18 protein-coding genes are annotated in these 21957 nt (G+C 34.8%); 3 read left to right on the forward strand and 15 right to left on the reverse strand.

The genetic code is table 11. From position 1 onward, the window contains the following. Window positions 1–14: 14 nt before the first annotated feature. Entirely contained in the window at window positions 15–1421 is a 1407-nt protein-coding gene (gene rhaB / locus BKP56_RS10925; RefSeq protein WP_072695106.1) for a rhamnulokinase, read from the reverse strand. A 176-nt stretch (window positions 1422–1597) separates the two neighbouring features. Between rhaB and BKP56_RS10930 the strand changes: the two genes are divergently transcribed. Continuing rightward, entirely contained in the window at window positions 1598–3049 is a 1452-nt protein-coding gene (locus tag BKP56_RS10930) for a DDE-type integrase/transposase/recombinase (RefSeq protein WP_072693377.1), read from the forward strand. Window positions 3050–3298: 249 nt separating this feature from the next. Here BKP56_RS10930 and BKP56_RS10935 read toward each other — a convergent pair whose 3' ends face one another. From BKP56_RS10935 to BKP56_RS10945, 3 genes are read right to left on the reverse strand one after another with little or no spacing between them, the layout of a single operon-like run. Further along, window positions 3299–4588 (reverse strand): TRAP transporter large permease, encoded by a 1290-nt coding sequence (locus tag BKP56_RS10935; RefSeq protein ID WP_072695107.1) that lies wholly within the window; start codon window positions 4586–4588, stop codon window positions 3299–3301. Further along, window positions 4578–5105 carry a TRAP transporter small permease gene (locus tag BKP56_RS10940; RefSeq protein WP_072695108.1) on the reverse strand — a complete coding sequence of 176 codons (528 nt, stop codon included), beginning with the start codon at window positions 5103–5105 and terminating at the stop codon, window positions 4578–4580. Before BKP56_RS10940 ends, BKP56_RS10935 begins: the two co-directional genes overlap by 11 nt. Before the next feature lie 16 nt (window positions 5106–5121). After that, window positions 5122–6132 carry a TRAP transporter substrate-binding protein gene (locus BKP56_RS10945; RefSeq protein WP_072695109.1) on the reverse strand — a complete coding sequence of 337 codons (1011 nt, stop codon included), beginning with the start codon at window positions 6130–6132 and terminating at the stop codon, window positions 5122–5124. A 292-nt stretch (window positions 6133–6424) separates the two neighbouring features. On the opposite strand from BKP56_RS10945, the gene BKP56_RS10950 reads away from it, so the two are divergent. Beyond that, entirely contained in the window at window positions 6425–7411 is a 987-nt protein-coding gene (locus BKP56_RS10950) for an AraC family transcriptional regulator (RefSeq protein WP_072695110.1), read from the forward strand. A gap of 195 nt (window positions 7412–7606) precedes the next feature. On the opposite strand, the gene bglB is transcribed toward BKP56_RS10950, so the two are convergent. Both bglB and BKP56_RS10960 read right to left on the reverse strand, forming a co-directional pair. Beyond that, window positions 7607–8704: a beta-galactosidase BglB gene (bglB, locus tag BKP56_RS10955; protein ID WP_072695111.1), complete on the reverse strand. Its 1098-nt coding sequence runs from the start codon at window positions 8702–8704 to the stop codon at window positions 7607–7609. Between the two features lie 20 nt (window positions 8705–8724). Further along, the gene (locus BKP56_RS10960; RefSeq protein ID WP_072695112.1) at window positions 8725–9573 is read right to left on the reverse strand and encodes a sugar phosphate isomerase/epimerase family protein; all 849 of its coding nucleotides are present in this window, start codon (window positions 9571–9573) and stop codon (window positions 8725–8727) included. A gap of 215 nt (window positions 9574–9788) precedes the next feature. Here BKP56_RS10960 and BKP56_RS10965 point away from each other — a divergent pair, with 215 nt between their 5' ends. Beyond that, on the forward strand, window positions 9789–10547 hold the full coding sequence (locus BKP56_RS10965) for an IclR family transcriptional regulator (RefSeq protein WP_072695113.1): 759 nt from the start codon (window positions 9789–9791) through the stop codon (window positions 10545–10547). Between the two features lie 53 nt (window positions 10548–10600). Here the strand turns inward: BKP56_RS10965 and kduD are convergent, their stop codons facing one another. The 9 genes from kduD to BKP56_RS11010 form a co-directional block, all read right to left on the reverse strand. Beyond that, window positions 10601–11383, reverse strand: a complete 783-nt coding sequence (gene kduD, locus BKP56_RS10970; RefSeq protein ID WP_072695114.1) for a 2-dehydro-3-deoxy-D-gluconate 5-dehydrogenase KduD — start codon at window positions 11381–11383, stop codon at window positions 10601–10603. Between the two features lie 28 nt (window positions 11384–11411). Then, window positions 11412–12242, reverse strand: a complete 831-nt coding sequence (gene kduI / locus BKP56_RS10975) for a 5-dehydro-4-deoxy-D-glucuronate isomerase (RefSeq protein ID WP_072695115.1) — start codon at window positions 12240–12242, stop codon at window positions 11412–11414. A 239-nt stretch (window positions 12243–12481) separates the two neighbouring features. Continuing rightward, window positions 12482–13633: a lactaldehyde reductase gene (gene fucO, locus BKP56_RS10980; protein ID WP_072695116.1), complete on the reverse strand. Its 1152-nt coding sequence runs from the start codon at window positions 13631–13633 to the stop codon at window positions 12482–12484. 577 nt (window positions 13634–14210) lie between these two features. Further along, window positions 14211–15653, reverse strand: a complete 1443-nt coding sequence (locus tag BKP56_RS10985; protein ID WP_072695117.1) for a 6-phospho-beta-glucosidase — start codon at window positions 15651–15653, stop codon at window positions 14211–14213. A 133-nt stretch (window positions 15654–15786) separates the two neighbouring features. After that, on the reverse strand, window positions 15787–16518 hold the full coding sequence (locus BKP56_RS10990; RefSeq protein ID WP_072695118.1) for a MurR/RpiR family transcriptional regulator: 732 nt from the start codon (window positions 16516–16518) through the stop codon (window positions 15787–15789). Window positions 16519–16602: 84 nt separating this feature from the next. Then, window positions 16603–17214 (reverse strand): class A sortase, encoded by a 612-nt coding sequence (locus tag BKP56_RS10995; RefSeq protein WP_072695119.1) that lies wholly within the window; start codon window positions 17212–17214, stop codon window positions 16603–16605. Between the two features lie 91 nt (window positions 17215–17305). Next, the gene (locus BKP56_RS11000; RefSeq protein WP_072693725.1) at window positions 17306–18631 is read right to left on the reverse strand and encodes an IS3 family transposase; all 1326 of its coding nucleotides are present in this window, start codon (window positions 18629–18631) and stop codon (window positions 17306–17308) included. Window positions 18632–18826: 195 nt separating this feature from the next. Continuing rightward, on the reverse strand, window positions 18827–20269 hold the full coding sequence (locus BKP56_RS11005) for an MSCRAMM family protein (RefSeq protein ID WP_091898125.1): 1443 nt from the start codon (window positions 20267–20269) through the stop codon (window positions 18827–18829). Between the two features lie 140 nt (window positions 20270–20409). Then, window positions 20410–21915, reverse strand: a complete 1506-nt coding sequence (locus tag BKP56_RS11010) for a UDP-N-acetylmuramoyl-L-alanyl-D-glutamate--2,6-diaminopimelate ligase (RefSeq protein WP_072695121.1) — start codon at window positions 21913–21915, stop codon at window positions 20410–20412. Between the last annotated feature and the right edge of the window lie 42 nt (window positions 21916–21957).

Genomic DNA, 21957 nt, shown 5'->3' on the forward strand with positions numbered 1-21957 from the left:
ACTGTGCTGCCTCTCTATCCTAACCTAGGTTCATATTTTTTGATTTCAAATGAATTTTCTATCAACTGTCGACCCTCTTTTACATCTGAAAGATCTTTCATGGTAATCATCTGTACGATCACGTTTCCTATAGCTGTTGCTTCATTCGGACCAGCGTAAACTGTTCTATTTGTTAAATCAGCTGTTAACTGGTTCAAAGTTTCAACATTTGATCCACCACCTACGATATAGAGATGTTCCACCTTTTTACCAACAATGTCTTCGATATGCTCTAGTTCCTCTTGATAACTTTTCGCTAAACTAGAGTAGATACAATTGACTATTTCTCCTATCGTTTGAGGAACAGGCTGAGACGTTTCTCGGCATGCCTGTCTAATTTCTTCAATCATATTTTCTGGATTAGTAAATCTAGTATCGTTCACATCCAAAACAGAAGTGAAATATTCATAGTCGTCTGCAGCTTTAGCCATTTCTGGAAATGTCATATCATTACTGTATAGTCTCTTAACCTCTTGAACCATCCAAAGTCCCATAATATTTTTCAGGAAACGATATGTACCATATGCTCCCCATTCGTTGGTGAAATTATTCAAGAAAGCTTTTTGACTATTTACTGGAGAAATTGTCTCAATGCCAATAAGTGACCACGTACCACTAGAAAGGAAGGACCAGTTACCAGGTGCAGTAGCTGGTACTCCAACTACTGCACTCGCTGTATCATGAGAAGCAACAGTGATCACTTCGACTTCTGGAATATCATACTGATCTAACCATTTATTCTGGACTTTCCCGAGATAGGTACCAGCATCAGTCAGTGGAGCAAATAAATCTGCTGTTGCTTCTACTAATTCCAAAAGTTCCTCATCAAATAATGAACTTCTTAGATTGAGCATTTGCGTTGTCGAAGCATTAGTTACCTCTGTTACTTGTTTTCCAGTTAATATAAATCCAATATAATCTGGAATAAACAAGAGTTTATTTGCTTTCTTCAATAATGCTTTATTTTCTACAAATAATTGATAAAGAGTATTTAACTCTAAAAACTGAATCCCAGTTTTCTCATAAATCAATTCTTTAGAAAATTTACTTGTTAACTGTTCAATTTGATTTTGTGTCCTTTTATCTCGGTAACTAATTGGATCTGCTATTTTTTCTTGATGATCATTTATCAGTACATAATCGACTGCCCAAGTGTCTATTCCTAAATAGGTATGGTCAATTCCCTTTTCTTTTGCTTTTTCAAGACCAATAAAAACTTCTCGTACTAATGCATCGATATTCCATCGATCATGATGATTGATTCTCTGAAATCCATTTTTAAAACGATGGATTTCTTCAATTTTAAGTTTCCCATCAATTACTTTGCTATGCAGCAGTCGCCCGCTACTAGCACCGATATCTACAGCAATATAATTTTTCATACATACACCTCACCTTGCTCAATAGTAATTACCAATTTTTTTGTTTTTTCGTGTTGTTTTAATGCAACTATCGTTGCTCTATCAATTAAAATACAAAAAGGCACCTCTTCCCCCCCTTAATCTGATAAAATGAAGTTCACTAAAACAAACATTCATCACTTAAGGAGTGAAAAGAGATGCCTAATCTACTTCAGATTATCATGTATTTAGTTAATAAAATCAAGTGGCAAAACAGTTTAATTCAACTTTTAAACGATTATATTACTTGGCTTGAAGATGCGGGTGATCGACCACCTAAAGGGACCGATATCACAAAGCTTGATTACAACAAATTGACCCTTGATGACCCACCGAAAGTTGTAAAGCTTGAACGGGCGGACTATAAATACCTTCTAAAACAGGCCGTGGAAGCAGGTAAACCGATCAAACCTGTTCGTCGCCACAAGTCATCTTCTGAAGTTCCTGAAAATGTACGTTGCGCTAAGTGTCATGCGCCCCATAACTATCTCTATAAGAATAATGGTGTGCACGGACAATATCAGTGCAAAGTCTGTTGTGCTTTATTTAATTCGAAGAATCATTACTCTAAAGATGTCATTCTCAAATGTCCTCACTGTGAGAAGTGTCTTGAGAAGATTAAACAACGGTCTGAATTCGACATCTACAAGTGTAAAAACGACACTTGTCCTTATTATATTCAGGCGTTAAACCAGTTGAGTGAGGAGCAAAAGGAACTCTATACTGTCGCACCATACTACTTAAAGCTACGATACGTCTATCGTCAGTTTAATTTAAAACTCGAGGACATCAAGTCCTATGGACTGATTGAATCGCCAGTTGACTTAAGTCGCATTCATGCCTCACCTCGATTATTAGGTGAGATTTTGACCTACCACGTTAATTACGGCCTTCCTGCACCTAAGGTTGCCGCATTAATCTACGACATACACGGAGTAAAGATTGGTAGACAGACGATATTAAACTACGCGGCAGCAGCAGGGGCTCAACTTTACACCCTTACTCAACACTACCCCTATGATCTTTCTGATCAGATCTGTGGAGACGAGACCTACATCCGTGTCGGGAAAAAATGGCACTATATCTGTTACTTCTTCGATGCAAAGAATAAAATCATCTTATCCCAAAGAGTGTCTGAAAAACGCAATACTGAATTAGCAATCAGGGCCATTCACGATGTGCTCGACCACTATATAGCTAGCGAAATCCCTGAGGATTTAAACCTCATCGTTGACGGAAACCCCATTTACAAACTGGCACAACATTTCCTGGCCCAACACGGCCTGAACTTCGATATCACTCAAGTCATTGGTTTAACCAACGAGGACGAAGTATCTAGACAATATAGGCCCCTTAAACAAATCATCGAACGATTGAACCGGACTTACAAAGGCAATTACCGTGGTACCCATGGATTTAAATCTCAAAATGGTGCACGTGCTCATGTCGCTTGCTTTACTGCCTGCTTCAACTTTCTACGTCCACATCAGTCATTAGATGGCGAAGTTCCTGTGAGGATTCCATTCGTCCATGATGATGCAAAAACAATGCCCGACAAGTGGATCCGTTTATTATCTTTCGGGAACAGTGTTCTACAGTACACGGACTAATACTGTAGAAGTGATTTTACATATCTCGAAAAACTTCAAAAAAACGAAGTTTTTTAAACATGCCTTCTTATACTTCTCGTTGCTTTACTGGATCTGTTATAAAGCTGTTTAATCCAGACAATGATTGGATTATATTACCTTCATCGACAGAAATCATCATACGAGCAACGAGAAATTTGGGAAACATAATTTTTCATAGATTATTGGGAGTTACCTGCTCAATAACTTGCTCATTTCAATAGGAGTGAGTTATCCCAATAAATTAGGGAACCACATAAAGAGATCGGGGAAGTAAGTGATCAAGAACAATAATCCTAATATCCCAATATAGAAGGGCATCAATGGCCTAATAACAGTTTCGAATTTCACTTTTGCTACACTTGCTCCTACATATAACCCTGTTCCCACTGGTGGAGTGATAGAGCCAACTGAGAAGTTCATTATTGCAAATAATCCAAAGTGTACAGGATCAATTCCAATTTCTTGTACGATTGGTAAAAATATTGGTGTAAAGATCAAGATCGCTGGTCCAACATCCATAAAACAGCCGACGAGTAAGAAAATGACATTAATAATCAATAAGGTGAAGAAAGCATTTGCTGAAATTCCTAAAACTAAATTACTTACTGCGGCGGGAATACTATTCAAAGCCATTCCAAAAGACATCAATGATGATGTGGCTAGTAGTAACATGATCGTTCCTGAAGTTTCAATTGTTTGTCTAAATAAATTTGGAAAGTCTTTGAGACTGATACTTTTATAAACCATTGATAATATTAATGAATAAGCTACACAAACAGCTGAGGCTTCAATGGCTGTGAAAAATCCTGTCAAAATACCTCCGATAACAATGAAAATCAATAGTAAACTTGGAACAGCATCCATTATAATTTTCAACTTACTTTCACTTTGTTCAACTTTTACAATAGGGTACTTGTTTTTCTTCGCTAATACATAGCAAATCAATGAAACGATCAATATCCAAGCTGCACCAACAACATAGCCGCCTAAGAATAAAGCAGAAATTGATGCACCACTAACTAATGAATACATAATAAAAGCAGTACTCGGTGGAATAATCATGCCGGACGGTGCAGATGCAATATTTGCTGCTGCAGCATATCCTTTATCATATCCTGCTTCGATTTGTTGTGGAACCAATACACCACCAATCGCAGTGGATGCTGCAATTGCAGAACTTGACATTGAACCAAATAATCCATTACCAATTGCATTCGTTATCGCTAAGGCTCCAGGGATCTTACCTACTAATAACATAGAAAACTTAATCAGCCTCTTGGCTATTCCACCGTTATTCATAATAATCCCAGACATAATGAAGAGTGGAATGGAAATAAGTGTAAAACTATTTAAACTGGTTACGATCTTTTGAGAAGCAGTAAACATTGTAATATCAAGTGGTAGGTTAAGAACAATGATTGATAGCGATGATACCGCTATCGCAATTGCGATTGGAACTCCGATGATCAGTAAGATCATGAAAGTTATGAGTAACAGAAGTCCTGCTTCAAACGCCATGATTATTCACTTCCTTTTCTAATTCGTGTCTATTATCTTCATCAACAAGTTCTCCTATTTTTCTTAAATCAATCAAGTTGATCAGACTATATAAGAAGAAAAAGATTCCAGCGATGGGTACAGCTAGATATACATAGCCCATAGAAATCCCTAAGGAAGGAGAAGTTTGATGAATAGAAATCAAGATCCCTCTATATCCTCCATAAATCAATACAGATAATGAAAAGAGCATAAAAAACACATGAATGACTTGAGCTATCCAGTAACGGTATTTTCTATTCAATTTATCTTGAACAAAAGTTACTACCACGTGAGCATTTCTACCAACTGAATAGGCACCTGCCAACATAGATAACCAAACTAGCGCAAACCTAACTACTTCTTCCGTTACAGTACTTGGATCATTTAAAATAGTACGTGCAAATATTTGCCATAATACAAGCAGTAACATTACAGCTAACAAAACACTACAGACAGTTTCAAGAAACTTATTTAAATATTTTTTTAATGTTTGCATACTATACCTTCTTTGCTTATTTTTGAGCTTCTATTATTTCGTTGTATAATTCGCCAAGAATTTCATCATTTTCAAATTCTTCTGCTATTGGGGCTACCAATTCTCTAAATGGTTCACTATCAACCTCATTAAATTCAACATTATAATCTGCAGCTGCGGCTTCCTTTTCTTTTTCAACGGCATCATTGAATACTTCTTTTTCATATTCAGTCGACTCAGCAGCAGAATCCATAATAATATCTTTTTCTTCCTCCGTTAATCCTGCTAGTCTCTCATCATTCATAATAATAATATCCGGAATACGTGTATGCTGATCATAACTGTAATATTTTGCTACATTCCCATGTCCGGCAGTTACCAGCACGAATTCATTATTTTCAGAACCATCTATCAATCCTGATTGTAATGAGGCATATACTTCATCACTCCCCATAGGTACAGCTGATCCTCCTAATAAACTCATCATCTTAACAGCTGTTTCACTTTCCATTGTTCTGATTTTCTTTCCTTGCAGATCATCAGGCGTTTCTACAGGACCATCAACCATATAAAAACTTCTCTGTCCACTATCATAATAAGTAATTCCACTAAATCCTAAATCACTTGTAGATCCATAGATTTGATCCATAATGCTATCATCTTCCATTACCTTGAAAAAACTTTCTTCATCGTCAAAAAGGTATGGAATACCAAAAATTGAATAATATTCTGAGAATCCTTCTAAAGCTGCTCCGCTGACTTTCGTAAAATCAATTGCACCAGTTTGAGTCAACTGAATCAAGTCAGTCTCACCACCTAGTTGGCTATCTGGATAAAAATCTACTTTCATTGTGCCATTTGATTTTTCTTCTACAAGCTCTCCAAAAAGTGCCATGGAATCTTTTACCGGTTGGCTATTACTTGCATAGGCAAATCTAAATACTTTAACTTCTTCTGCAGAACTTGTTGTTCCACAAGCAGTCAAGGCTGGTATAATTACCAGAAGTAAACTAAACCATCTTTTTTTGAACAATATGATTACCTCCATTTAAATAATGATTTTTACTAATTAACTATTTCCTTATCATACAGTATTTCTAATAATGACTACTCTCCCATCTTACAAACTATAATTACTAGATTTCCACATAAAATTAAAGCGCTTTAATTACACTTACATCATATCGGCTCCTGTAATCGTAACCAATGACGATATTCAAGTAAAAAAGTAACCATTTTTCGGAAAATTTATTTAATAGTAAATTATATGTAAAAAATTACACAATCAATTTGAAATCGGATTCAATTCAGTTATAATTCTAACTAAGGAGGTTCGTATAATGCACGAAATCGTTTACCAGTACTTATATAATTATAATTCAATCGAAATGAAACAAAGAACAACTGGAGACTTTATAATGGATCTGCCTAAAGAATCTTTCCAATATACAAATGGCAAGATGATTTTGACTGATCAATACTTTCTGAAAAATGACCGAATCTACATAAGTAAACATAATAGATTCGCAAAATATCCTGAGCATACTCATCAATTTTTAGAATTGAATTACATGTTAAAAGGTAAATGTCATCAAATCATCAATGGCACACAAAAGATGTTGAATGAAGGAGAACTTTTGCTGTTAGATCATGGTTCTACTCATTCTATTGAAGCACTTGGAAATGAAGATATTTTGATAAACATTATTTTCCCGCAAACAAAATTTGATTTAAACTGGTTAAGTCAAGTTCATACTCAAGATAGCAGTCTATTTCAATTTTTAGTCCGTACTGTTTCTGAAAAATCAAAAGGTCAGTCAATCATATTTGAAAGTAGCCAAAACGTTGACATTAAATCCATTATGGTACAAATGTTAAATAAATACTTTACTGCCTCAACTTTTTCCAATGAAATATTAAGTTATTATTTAACTATACTTTTCATGGAATTAGTTGGGAATACAACTTATTCTTTAGATACCACTCAAAAAGAAAATTCAGCTAACAAAATAGTAATTGAAATATTGAAAAGTATCGAAACCGATTATCAGAGTATTACACTGGAGAAGTTATCAAATCATCTAAGTTATAGTACGAACTATCTTTCCGAAATCATCAAAGATAAAACAGGCAAAAATTTTTTAAGACTCGTGACTGAAGAAAGAATAAAACGTGCGAGGTTTCTGATTGAAAGTACTGATTTACCGATAGAAGAAATTTGTCGAGCAATTGGATTACAAAATAAAACTCATTTTTATAAATTATTTAGAGAAATATACCAATTAAATCCCGGAGCTTATCGAAAACTCAAAAAAAAGACACGATAGCTTTAAATATCTGATACTAAATCCGCACTCTATCTTTACTTAATACTTAACTATTAATCTATCTATTCCCATATTCAATATAAAAATAGTTTTTGTTCATTATTACAAGATAACCTATAACAAACTTAAAGAAGTAGAGAAGTTCTTCAGAACTTTCTCTACTTCTTTAATACAAGGTATTGTTACTAATTTCTTTTAAACATAAATATAAAGGTATTCAGACAACGCTAATATCGCTAATGATTGTCCATAAGGCATTGTTGTTAATTTAATACTTCTATAGTAATCAAGATCATCTCTCAATGCTGTTCCGATTGAGACTTTTTCTAATTCACCTTCTTCATTGATATTGTCTAATAGCCCTTTGATCGCTTTTTCAGCCATTGGTAAGTAATCTCTAGACAAATAGCGTTTACGAATACCCTTTAAAATCCCGAAAACAAATCCAGCTGTGGCAGATGCTTCCAAATATGAAGCAGATTCATTGATCAAAGTAGGCCATAACCCGCTATCATCTTGATATTGTTCTAATGCAGCGACCTGTCTTTCTAGAGTTTCTATGAAGAATTCATATAAATGATCTCCTTTTTTCAGATCCAATATTTCTATGATTTCAGGAATAGCAATGGTTGCCCAGCAGTTTCCACGACCCCAAAGTGCATCTGCAAAGTGGTGATGTCCTTCAAAAGTCCATCCATGATACCAGAGACCCGTTTCTCTATCTGCTAAATATTTAATATGAAGCAGAAATTGTCTTTTAGCTTCTTCGACATATTCAGGTTTATCCAATAATAATCCGATTTTAGCTAAAGGTAATACCGTCATCATTAAAGTATCTGCCCACAATTGATTTGTATTGGGGGGACCATATGTCATGTGCTGCAGTCCATTTTCATCTGTACGCGGCATATCATACATTACCCAATCAGCCCATTGTTCTAAAAATGGCTTGAACTCAGTTTTATTTTCTTCTTCATAAATAAATGCCATTGTTAAAAGTGGTGCCATAGTATTGACGTTTTTTGGTGGCGAACCTTCTAGTAATCGTTGTTCAAACCATTCATTTAAAATTCTTTTTGCTTTTTTATTTTTTGTTTGTTTGTAATATGCATGAAGCCCGTATAAACCTACACCTTGAGGCCAGTTCCATACATGCCAGCTTTTATCATCGATCATCATACCATCTAACTCAAATAGGAACTCACCATTTTCATCTTTAATATTAGAAAGATTCTCTGCTAACAGATCAATCTTTTCAATAATCATATCTCTATTTAATTCTGCTGTTGTCATTTGTTTTCATCCTTTGCTTTTCAGTTATTCTTAAAATGATTTTTTAAAAATTGAATACTTTCATTAATATGCGGTTCTTTCGTTTCTTCGAGCAATATCGGAATCATGGGTTTTTCTTGCTTTATTTTTCTTATAAAGTAAGCATAGTCCACCTTCCCTTTACCAACCGGTACAATTTTCAGCTCGTTATTTTCAACTATAAAATCTTTTGCGTGGATTACTGTTATCCGTTCTCCAAATAGATCAAAAGCTTCATCAATGACTTTATGTTGCTTTTCAGTTGAAGCATCTTCAGGATAAAGATAATTGACCGGATCAAGTATGACTTGTAAGTTTTGAGAACCGATATCATCCAAAAGCCGCTTCATCCTGCTCGGTGAGTAAATCGGATGATTAATCCCCCCTTCTACTGTCATAATCACCCCAAATTTTTCAGCTTCAGTTACCAATTCTTTTACGCTTTTGACTACTTTTAAATATGCTTCCTCTGTATAATTGTCTTTTGTAAACTGAATCTCTGGATAGACGCCACCCGTTTCAGTTCCAACTGTAGCAGCTTTAAACTGACTAGCATAGCGAATATGCGTTTTAAAAAATTCTAACGCTCTTCTTTGCTCTCCTTTATCTGGGTGGATCATATTAATGTAACAACCTAAAACTGAAATATCGATTCCTTTTTCATCAAAAATCCTACCAACTTTACTGGCAAATCCAACATTGAAGCTTTTCAAATTCAAAGGAAATTCTTTTACAGATTTCATTAACGCTAATTGAATAGATTGTATACCCTTACTTTCTATAGTGCTTGCTAAACCTTCTAAATTATCATTCTCAATATCATGGGCTCTGATCCCTATGTTAAATTTCATAAATCCAAAACATCCTTTTAAATTTTTGTAAGCCTTAACATAATTATATACAATCTCTTTTAAAATTTCTATATTAGAAATATAATTTCTTTATAAGAAATAAATGATTGAAAATTTGACTTTCGTCTGATATAATAATAAAAATTTCCTATATAGAAACTTTCTCTATATTAAAGAAAATATTCACAAATAATTTTATTATAAGGAGCATTCATATGGTTCAAAAACAAGCTTATGGTAGTGTTTTATTAAAAGCAGACGATATCTTAGAATTTCTGTCGAGTGATGACAGCCAGCATCGCTTAAGTGAAATAGCAAGTCACACCGGTCTGACTCCTCCAACTGCATCAAAAATATTAAACACCTTACTTTTAATTGGTTACGTTCAAAAGGACCCGGATACGAAATTATTCAGCTTAGGGCCAAGATTACTGAAGTATGCTAACAAAAGCCTGCATCAACTTAGCATAAAAAGAATCGCACAACCGTATCTTGAAGAATTACAAAAAGTAACTGGAGAAACAGTCCACTTAGGAATTCATGAGTTCGATCATATTAAATATATTACTAAAATCGCTAGCAAAAAACCTGTTTCCTTGTATAGCGAGATCGGTAAATCGATACCCATGTACTGTTCTGCAATGGGAAAAGCAGTACTTGCAGATCTCGACGATGACGATATTGATTATTATCTTGAAAAAAATGAACTGATCAGCAAAACAGAAAACACTATTACTACAGCTGAACGATTGTTTGAAGAAATCAACTTAGCGCGCCAAGAAGGTTTTGCTTATGACAATGGGGAGCATGACTTAGATGTCTTTTGTATTGGTTCTAGTATTACCGTCGGGCAAACAAATTATGGTGCAATCAGTATCAGCTTACCTAAGTATCGTCTCTCTAACGAAGTATTAGAATCCCTTAAACAAAACTTGCTCACAACCAAAGAAAACTTAATTGAATCTTTAAGTTAAGAAATGTAGCTACCAAGTCCGTGTGACCAGGTAGCTACTTTTGTTTTTAATCCTTATCTAGTTAACCATCCACCGTCTACTGCTAATACATGACCATTAACATAGTCGGAAGCGGGACTTGCAAGGAATACCATAGTTCCCATAAGCTCTGAAGGATCTCCCCATCTAGCTGCTGGAATACGGTCAAGTATTTCTTTATTTCGCTGTTCATCTGCTCTTATAGGAGCGGTATTAGCAGAAACAAAATATCCAGGTGCGATCGCATTAACTGTCACATTATGTTCAGCCAATTCATTAGCGAAAGCTCTTGTCAGACCTTGAACAGCATGTTTACTTGCTGTATAAGAAGGAACAAATTTCCCGCCTTGGAATGATAGCATTGAAGCAATATTGATAATTTTTCCATATCCTTGAGAGACCATGTGTTTAGCCACACGTTGGCTTAAATAATAAACAGAGTTTTGATTGATATCAATAACTGCTTGCCAGTCTTCATCTTTATATTCTAATAAAGGTGCACGTCTAATTGCTCCTGCATTATTAACTAGAATATCGATTTTACCAAATATTTCTACCGTCTTTTCTACCATCGCTTCCATTTGATCAATTTTTGTTAAGTCAGCTTGATAAAATTCCAATTTTACCCCAGTAGGTTCAACCAGAGAGGTAACTTCTTCAACATTGTTATCAAAAGTAGCCACCATAACATCCGCACCTGCTTTTGCCAATGCAACAACGTAGCCCATACCAAGTCCAGTATTTCCACCTGTCACTAAAGCAACTTTACCTTTTAGTGAAAACATATCCAAAGAAAAATCTTTTAATGAATTTGACATTCTCTATTCCTCCTAATTTCTTGAATGATTATTTTAATTCAGACATTTCTACGTGGTCCATATCATCATAAGTGATATTTTCACCACACATTGCCCAGATAAACGTATAATCAGCTGTAGCTACACCACAATGAATAGACCAGCTGGGTGATATTACTGCTTGTTCATTTGCCATGACTAAATGACGTGTTTCATCCGGTTCTCCCATAAAATGGAAAACTCTAGTATTCTGTTCCATATTGAAATACAGGTAAACTTCCATACGGCGGTCATGAGTATGTGCTGGCATGGTATTCCATGTACTTCCTGGTTCTAATATTGTATATCCCATTTGCAGCTGGCAACTCTCACAATTATTCGGATGTACATACTGATAGATTTTACGTTCATTTAATGTGCTTTGTTCTCCTTTTTCAAGGGGTGTCATTGTATTGATGTCTAATTTTACCGTTGGATATTTTTTGTGTGCCGGTGTGGATACAACATAGAACTTAGCTGGCTTGTTAGGGTCAACTGAATCAAATGTCAGTTCTTTTGTTTCTTTCCCAACATAAAACCCATCACGGTTATTCACTTCATGTTTTTCTCCATCAATAACTACTGTACCATCTCCACCGATGTTGATTAACCCAAGCTCTCTACGTTCAAGAAAATACTCTACACCTAGTTCTTTATCTAAAGTGATCGATAACGTTTTACCAGTAGGAACTACCCCACCAAAAATCATACGATCATGATGTGTATAAGTTAAGGTGACTTCTCCCGGAACAAACAGTTTTTCTACCATAAACTGTTTACGCAATTCTTCGGTAGTTAATCTTTTAACATCGTTAGGTCCTGTTGCATATCTTGTTTCCACTAATAATTCCTCCTAGATCATTTTTAATATTTCTTATTTGGAAATAATGTTTTCTTATAAGAAATTATATCTAAAGTATATAAAAGCTATTTTCATTATGCAAGCATTATTTGGGAATTTTGAAAATTTCCATATAAGCAACGAAAGTTCCTTATCATAAATCATTTAGAAGATTTATTAAGAAAAACCATTCAACCAAATTTTAAATTTGGTTGAATGGTTTTTTCAAATTGTATTCGTTATAACAGGTTATTGTACAGCTCGACAATATCCTGAATAGACGCATCACGTGGATTACCTGGAGTACAAACATCAGCAAGAGCGTCTTTAGCAATACTTTCTATATCTTCTTTTTTAACTCCAAGTTCAGAAATTGTTGCTGGAATACCAACATTTTTACTTAATTGATCAATTGCCTCGCAAGCTGCATTTCTCGCTTCTTCTAAAGTCAGACTGTCCACATTCTCAACTTTTAAGGCTTTAGCAATTTCTCTGTATTTTTCACCTGTATACTCTTTGTTATATTTCATTACACTAGGTAAAAGAGATGCACATGCTACTCCATGAGGAATATTGTACCAGGCACTCAATGGATGAGCCATCCCATGAACAAGACCCAAACCAACATTTGAAAAACCCATCCCTGCAATATATTGGGCAAGTGCCATTTGCTCTCTTGCTTCCAAGTTTCCTTCTACAGAATCTCTTAATGCAGATCCAATCATTTCGATTGCGTTAATGTGCAATATATCAGTCATTTTCCATGCACCTTTTGTAATGTATCCTTCAATTGCATGCGTCATCGCATCCATACCTGTTGCAGCTGCTAAAGATTTTGGCATGCCCATCATCATTTCACTATCTACAAAAGCCACAATTGGAATATCGTGGGGATCTGCACAAACAAATTTACGATTTTTCTCTTCATCTGTTATAACATAATTGATGGTGACTTCAGCAGATGTGCCAGATGTGGTCGGAACTGCCAGTATAGGAAGGCATGCATGCTTCGTATCAGCAACACCTTCTAGACTTACAACATCAGAAAACTCTGGATTCGTTGTTATAATAGCAATTGCTTTTGCAGTATCGATTGGCGAACCTCCACCAATTGCTATAATACAATCCGCATTCACTTCTTTAACAAACTCTACTCCATTTTTCACATTATTAACTGTCGGATTCGGTACAACTTGATCAAATACTGTATAAGAAATAACTTGTTCATCAAGTAAATCAGTAACTTTAGAGACTAGTCCATGATCAACAAGTCCCTTGTCTGTAATGACTGCAATATTTTGAAATCCTCTTTTTTGGATTTCTGAAGTAATATCCTGAATTGCTCCTTTCCCGAAATAAGCGGTTTCATTTAACACCATACGATTTGACATATATATTCCTCCTTATATATTTTCTCAGCTAAAGACAAATAGCTAAACAGATTGAGAAAAATACACAATTTCACTGTTTTTTATCTGCCTTTACATTAATTGATTTAACACGTACACTATACAACAAAATCTTTAATCAGTGAATAGAATCACAATTATATATGAAAGATTTAATTTTATGAAATGAGTTCGGCTAAATTTATTTTAGAAACTTCTTGTTATATTCAATATGATTTCCTTTTATAATTTTGTGATACTACAAGATTTTTATTAACCTTTATTCTATCTTAGTTAAATGTTTATATCAGCAAGACTCTATGAGGATCAATTCTTTATATAAATAGTAATTTCTTTCTATGCAATGTTGTACATAATAAGTGCAAACCTTATTCCTCCTTTTGATAAGTATTTTCAAAGATGATAATGCCCTTTGTATGTAATAGGACATCTATTGAGGTAGAAATAAAAGCATAAAAAAATACAGTCTCATTAACATCTTATAAAATAGAGATTAATAGAGATTGTATTTTTTGTTTAAAAGTTTATTTCATTTATTAATTTATCTGGTGGATTTCTTTTACAGCTCCTGACCTTTTGAAGTAATAACTCGCTTATACCAATAGAAAGAATCTTTTCGTCGTCTTCTAAGTGTTCCCTTGCCATAATTATCTTTATCTACATGAATAAATCCATATCGTTTCTCCATTTCGCCAGATCCAAAGCTAACAATATCGATGATTCCCCATGGCGTATATCCCAGCAGTTCTACTCCATCTTCAACTACTGCAAGCTTCATCTGCTCAATGTGAGCTTTTAAATACTCTATTCTATATTGGTCATGAATTTTATTATCTTCTAATTTATCGTATGCTCCAAAACCATTTTCTACAATGAATAAAGGAAGGTTATATCGTTCGTAAACTGCATTTAATGTATATCTCAAACCAATAGGATCAATTTGCCATCCCCAATCACTAGAGTTAACATAAGGATTTTCGACCCATTTTGCATTTGGAAAGTCTAAAATCTCCTGTCCCTTGACTTCTGGGACTGTGGTAACTGCTCCTGACATATAATAACTAAATCCTATGAAATCTACTGTTCCCTCTTCTAAAATCCTCTCTTCTTTGCTACTCAGATCTATATGATAATTTTTTCTTTGCCAGTCTTTCTTTGCATACGCAGGAACTTTCCCTCTAGCATGAATATCACTGTAAAAGAAACGTCTTTCCATAACTTTAAGAGCAGCCATCTGATCAGCTGGATTACTTGAATAGGGATAAATCGGTACATAGGCCATCATACATCCAATTTGAAAATCCGGATTGATTTTATGTCCTAATTTGACTACTCGTGCACTGGCAATCAGCTCATTAACAGCAGCTTGAAACACAATAGCTTCTTTATTTTCACCTTCGTTGAACTTAATTGCCGAATTGGTCCAGGTATGAAGAGTATGTTGTCCATCAGCTTGATTATTGATTTCATTAAAAGTCATCCAATACTTGACTTTATCTTTGTAACGGTTCATAACCGTTTCTGCATAATGCACAAAAAAATCAATTAACTTTTTATTTTTAAATCCTCCATATTTTTTATACAGTGCATACGGAATTTCAAAATGACACAAAGTGATTACGGGCTCAATATCATTTTTTAATAGTTCATCGAATAAATCATCATAAAATTTTAATCCTTCTTCATTTGGTTCTGTCTCATCTCCATCAGGAAAAATTCTAGTCCAATTAATAGAAGTTCGAAAAACTTTTAGTCCCATTTCTTTAAAATATTGAATATCTTCTTTGTATCTATGATAAAAATCTATTGCTTCATGATTGGGATAATATTCTCCTTCTACTACTCCATCTGTAATCTTACGGTCTACTCCATTAGATCCAGCTGTCATAACATCAGCAATACTAACCCCTTTACCAGCAACATTCCATGCCCCTTCTAGCTGATGAGCAGCTACTGCTCCACCCCATAAAAAATCTTCAGGTAACTGTTTCATTACTTTCATCCCTTCGGTAACTTTCTATATAATTAGTATATTTTAAAACATTTTTAAAAACTATATGATTTCTGTAAATGGGTTATGTTCCGGAAAATTGAAAAAAACACCATGATGATACAGGTTGTACCATCAAAGTGTTTTATTTAATAGTGAGTTGCCTTAAAGCCTCTGATAAAGCTTCTATTAAAAAAATACATGGTATCTGACTAGTGAGATCCTCATGTTTGTTTATACGATGTACTTCTATAGAATAATCAATAACATAATCAGACATTCTAGCTAATGTACTATTGGCATCACTTGTTACGGCGACAGTTGTATAGTCAGGTTTATTCTTAAACCCATTAACTAATTCAACTATTTCTGTGGTTGTTCCAGTAACAGATAAAGATACTAGCATATTATCAGTTGTATTTTTCAGCTTGGAAAATATAGGATATGTGTGATCTGTTAATGCGTAACTATTATAGCCAATTGTGGCAAATCTTCTTGCAGCATACTCGCATACTGAACCGGATGCTCCAATTCCATAAAAAATAATATTTTCACATTCCAGCATTTTCTGAGCTATATTTAAAACTTTAGACTCAATGTCCCTCGGGAAATTTTCGGGTTTTAAAAAATTAGTTCCATTAATGATATCGTTGGTTTCTGTTTCTGGTGATTTGAATTGCCTTCGAAATTCAGTAAAACTTTCAAAACCTAGTTTGCGGATGAAGCGCATCACAGAAGAGGCTGATGTGTGTGATTCATTCGCAATTTCTCTTACTCGCATATAAGAGATCTTGTCACTATGACTAGACATATAGTGATAGATTGCTCTATCTGTTTCTGACAATTCATTAAAATCAAGTTTACCAAAAAAAGACATAATTATTACTCCTATACAAGTTAATAAAAACGCTTCCTTAATTTTAGCATAGTCATTTCTTTGACGCTAATACATTTTGTGTTTTTATGAATTCACTAAAACTGCTTGAACAATCAGTCGTTCCGTACCATCATGATTACAAGTGACTAGTGTGAGTGTCGCAGTTTCCGTTTCGTCAATAACTTCTAGTCGGTTTGGATCTACCATTATTATTTTATCGATACGATATTCATATTCCTTCTGCAAATCTTTCACATAGATAATCATACCTTTTTTAACACGATGCAGCGGAGAAAATAGAGTCGTTTTGTCTCTCCAATTATGCCCTGCTAATGCATAATTACCTTCTCCCATAATCTGATTTTCTTTCATAGTTCCCGCACCGACCATTAATTTATCATTATCCAGACCCTTGAAAATAGGTAATTCCATAGATACTTCAGGAATTGAAATCACTCCGATAGCCTCATCGGAAAAGTTCAACAATGATGTGAACGAAGATGCATTGATTTCTTGCACCTGATCAAAATCGAAATCAGCATCCGCTTGTTCACCTTGCCTAATGTTCTCAATGGATAATTCTTCAACGGCCTGTTTAGATATACTATTAATTATATAATCACTCAGAGGAATCATGGCAAATAGAAAAATCCCAATTGCAGTCAATACAATACCTGTTTTTTGATCTTTATTCATTTTCTCACTACCTTATTTTATCTTAAATTTTAAAAATACCCTCCAGATTTTAAAATGGACCCTATGTCAAAGACATTTAAAAAAAGAGACCTTATGCAATACCTGATAAAAATTGTTCCCTGTAATGAACAGGGGGCAATTTTTTTAGGTTCCATTGCCCACGTTCATTATTATAATAGTCAATGTAATCACTCACAGTTGCTCGCAATTCTTCTAGGTTCGTACAATTTTCATAGTTCATTTCATCCTTCAAATGTCCGAAGAATGACTCTTGGGGGGCGTTGTCCCAACAGTTACCTCTTCTGGACATGGACTGCCCTAAATGATTCTCTATCAACTTCTTATGAAATTTAGGGCTAGTGTAATGTACGCCTTGATCTGAATGGATAAAAGCATCTTTATGTAACGTTGCACCGTGAGCGCTCATTAAAGCATCTACGGTGTTTAGCGAAATATCAAGTTTTAGATTATCAGATACATAATGAGCTAAAATTTCTTTCGTCGTACCATCTTTAATGGTTGATAAATAACCCAGGAAACCATCAGCTCCAGGTAGGTAAGTAATATCTGTTAATAGAACTTTGTGGGCTATCCCTTGATCAAATTGACGTTCCAGCTGGTTTTCAACAGTGCGATGTTCTTTGGTAGCTTTTGCCATTCTTTTATAGGGATTCGCTTTACGAATGGGGCAGAAAATATTAAATTTCCTCATCAAACGCTGTACCTTTTTACGATTGACTGTGATACCCAGAATATTCTTGAAATACATGACAATGCTTCGAGAGCCTTTCTCGTAACCACGATAACTATAAGCTTTTTCAATTTTGGTTCTCCAAGCCTGATCTTCTTCATCTCGTACATTCCTAGTGCCTGAACTCTTCAAATAATTGTAGTAACCGGAACGGGAAACCTCCAACACATCACATGCATCTACAATGGTTCCTGTGTAGGAACCATCTGTTTTCATTTTATGGATTCTTGCGAAGATTTCGCTAGTCTTTTCGTTTTTTTCTAGCCTCCTTTCGCTCCATTCTGATTTTTTTAACAGTTCATTTTCTTGTTCTAGTAAGGAGATTTTGGCTTGTAACTTTTCAATTTGTTGTTCAGATGTTAGTTCTGTCTTTCGAACTCTGCCCGAATGGTCCTGTCGAGTGTCTTTCAACGCCAAAACGCCATTATCCCGATATTTTTTTCGCCATTTCTTAGAGAATGCTTTTACTCTAGTTTCACCAAGCATATCCAAATCAAATCCTGCTTCAGAAAATATTTGCTTTGCCGTTTTTGAGTCCAATGATTCTGAAACAAAATGGCGTTTGAATTCATCGGAATAAGTAATGCTTTTTTCAGATACATTTTTTACATATGGGTTTGTCTTTAAAAATTGGATTTGTTTTGGTGTAAATGTTAACTTTGACATTTAGTAGCTCCTTTCTGCACGTAGTTGTGCAGTCAATGTGGAATATGGTTTTAATGGACTGAATAATCTTAAATCAACCATACTTATATTTTTCTATATAAGTATACAAAAATAGACCCTATAGAGGGCACTTTTTTTAGTGTCCATTCTATAGGGTCCATTTTATTTCTCTGGAGAGTATTTTAAACTATTATGTTAATTTTCTTGATTTTTTCTGAATAACGTTATTCCTAAAACGATTAACCCGATCGCAACTAATGCTATTATAAGCTGATATGAAGAAGTATTCATCTGCGGTAGGGATCCGTTTATATCAGAACTTTCCTGATTTACTATAACTCTTTTATTAGTAATCTCAATAGAAACTTGTTCTGGTTTGCCTTCACTAGTATTTGGTATAGTGACAGAATAAGTTTTATTATCCAATTGATAACCATCTGGAGCTTTAGTTTCAACAATATTGTAATTTCCAGGAGCTAGTTCACTCAGTAAGATAGAACCATTTTGATTCGTACTCAAGTTTTGAGCTACTTTATTTCCTTCTTCATCAAAGATATCGAATACTGCATTCTCAAGAAGTTCTTTATCCTCGTTCAATTTAAGAATTTCAAGATCACCCTGATAATTGAAAAATTGACCTAATTGAATCGTATCAGGTTTACCAATCGATTCTGTATCAACTGTAAACTGTAAAGTAGTAGAATTTATCAAGTATCCAACTGGCGCTTGCACTTCATTCATCACATATTCTCCAGGAGCTAAGTGCTCTACCAGTACTTTTCCATCATTGTCAGATGTTACATTTTTACGAACAATGTTCCCCTTGCTGTCTCTAACTTCAAAGGTAGCTCCAGCCAATGGATTTCCTTGTATATCAACTTTCTCAAGTTCAACATTACCACGATAGTTAACAAAGTCACCAACTCTTAATACAGCAGGTTCGCCTTTTATTTCGGATTTTATTTCGAAATCAAGAGGTTGTGTGTTTAAAATGAACCCTCCTGGTGCTGAAGTTTCAACAAATGAATAGTTTCCAGGAATTAACCTTTCAACATAAACTTGTCCATTTTCGTCTGTTGTTAATCCAGATTCTATTACTTCATCATCACGTAATAAATCAAAAACTGCTCCAGCCAAAGGTTCATTTGAATCAGTCATTTTAATCAACTGCACTTTACCTTGATAATTCTTAAACTGATCTAAAATTAAAGGTTCTGGTTTGCCCATATACTCATTTTCAATGGTAAAATCAAATGTCTCTGAATTTAGAATATAACCTTCTATCGTTGAAGTTTCTTGAACTGTATATGTTCCAGGTGCTAGTTCACTGATTTGAACCATACCATTTTCATCTGAATTGACTGTTGTAACTAGCTCTTGATTCTGATTGAACACTTTAAATTCTGCGCCGGTTAATGGTTCTCCATCTTCAGTAATTTTCTGCCATTCAACAGAGCCTTTGTAATTTACCATCGCTTCTAAATCAAAAGCAGCAGGTTCACCTTCAGCTTCTTCATCAATAGTAAAACTAATAGGGAGTGTATTTATGATATAACCTTCTGGAGCTGTTACTTCATGCAGTTTATACTCTCCTGGCGCTAATCCATCAGCCACTACCTGTCCACTTTCATCAGTCATTAATTTATCAGAAACAATTTCACCGTCAATGTCACTAGCGTTGCATTAAAATAATGCAACGCTAGTGATGTATTACATTTATAAATTATGTCTAAAACGACATAGCTTCGATTTGCATAGTAAGCTTTTTCTAAGCTTCCCTATTTTAACTTATTAATCAATTCGTTTTTATACCGATCAACGTTTTGAAGTTGAGAGCTGATTTCCTTGTTCTTCAAATATTGTACCGTTTCTTGATCTGTTTTGGTCTTTAAAGCATAGTTTTCTTTGTACTGCTCATGCCCTTTGCCTAATAACAACACCCAGTCACCTGCTTCAGCTTCTCCAATCGCTTTTTGGATAGCCAATGTTCGGTCCATGATGATGCTCGTTTTATCTACTGCATGACACTCTTTTTGGATGGATACATAATCGGTATATAGGTTGTCGATTGTTGAACCAAAAAGTTCGGTTACCGTTAAAATAGCATACGTGCTTAACCGGCAAACATTTTCTAGCATTGCTTTTCGCTTGGATTTATCACGGTTGCCCGCAAACCCGAATACGGTTATGACGCGTTTTGCACCATTGCTGATGGCTGTATTGATTGAAGTAGCTAGAGCATCTGGCGTATGAGCGTAATCCACGACGACCGTTACCTTATTGGATAAGTCGAAAATTTCAAATCGTCCTACAATGCCAGAAAACTGCGACATATAAGGTGTAACCTGTTCATAAGGTACTCCCAGTTCATGAGCGACACAACTAGACATCGTTAAATTGTCCAAATTATGCACTCCAGGTAAGGGTGTGCGCAAGTTATACTCCTTATTTTTATACCTTACTGAAACGTTGTCTAGCTCTTTAGCTAAAATTTGAACTTCATTAGTCGGTTCTTCGCCAACAATTATGACTTTTTTTCCTTGTGCGGTCAAACGCTCGGTCAGTTTTTTGCCCCAGCTGTCATCATAATTGATTATAGCTGTACCATCCAGTTTAAGTTTTTCGAACAATAAGGCTTTGCATTCAAAGTATTCTTCCATTGTGCCGTGGTAATCTAAATGATCATGCTGTAAATTATTAAATAAAGCATAATCAAACTGGATTCCTTCCAAACGGTCTTGTTCTAACCCTTGAGAAGATACTTCCATGACCACAACTTGGTCGGTTGATGCCGTTAGCAATTGATTGATTACTTTAGCATTTGGCGTCGTATTGACGTATTGGATCCTTCTCCCATTGATTTCATTGTAGATGGTTCCAATCAAGGAAACACTGTAACCCTGTTTTTCTAATAGCTGTTTAACAAAGAAACCAATTGTTGTTTTACCATTTGTTCCAGTAATGCCAATCATAATTTTATTTTTTGAGGGATCTTTATAAAATTCCTTTGCTACTTGACCTAATGCCTTTCGAGCATTTTTTACTTTCAAATAAGGAACTGTTAAATCAGTGAGATCATTTTCTCCAATAATAAGGATTGCCCCATTAACAATGGCTTGCGGGATGTAGAGGTTCCCATCTTCCTTGTACCCTTTGATTGCTATGAATATATAGCCAGAGCCGACTTCATTTGAATTATCAGTGATTCCTTTTACATTTTGTGACTGATCCAAAGTTCCGCTGTAGTTTAAATGACCCATTTTTAGTATATCTGTTATTTTCATCTGTAAGCAGCTTCTCCTTTTATTTTTTTATACATACAAAGT

Origin of the sequence: Marinilactibacillus sp. 15R (assembly GCF_001895285.1) — a bacterium.
Classification (GTDB): Bacteria; Bacillota; Bacilli; order Lactobacillales; family Carnobacteriaceae_A; genus Marinilactibacillus; species Marinilactibacillus piezotolerans.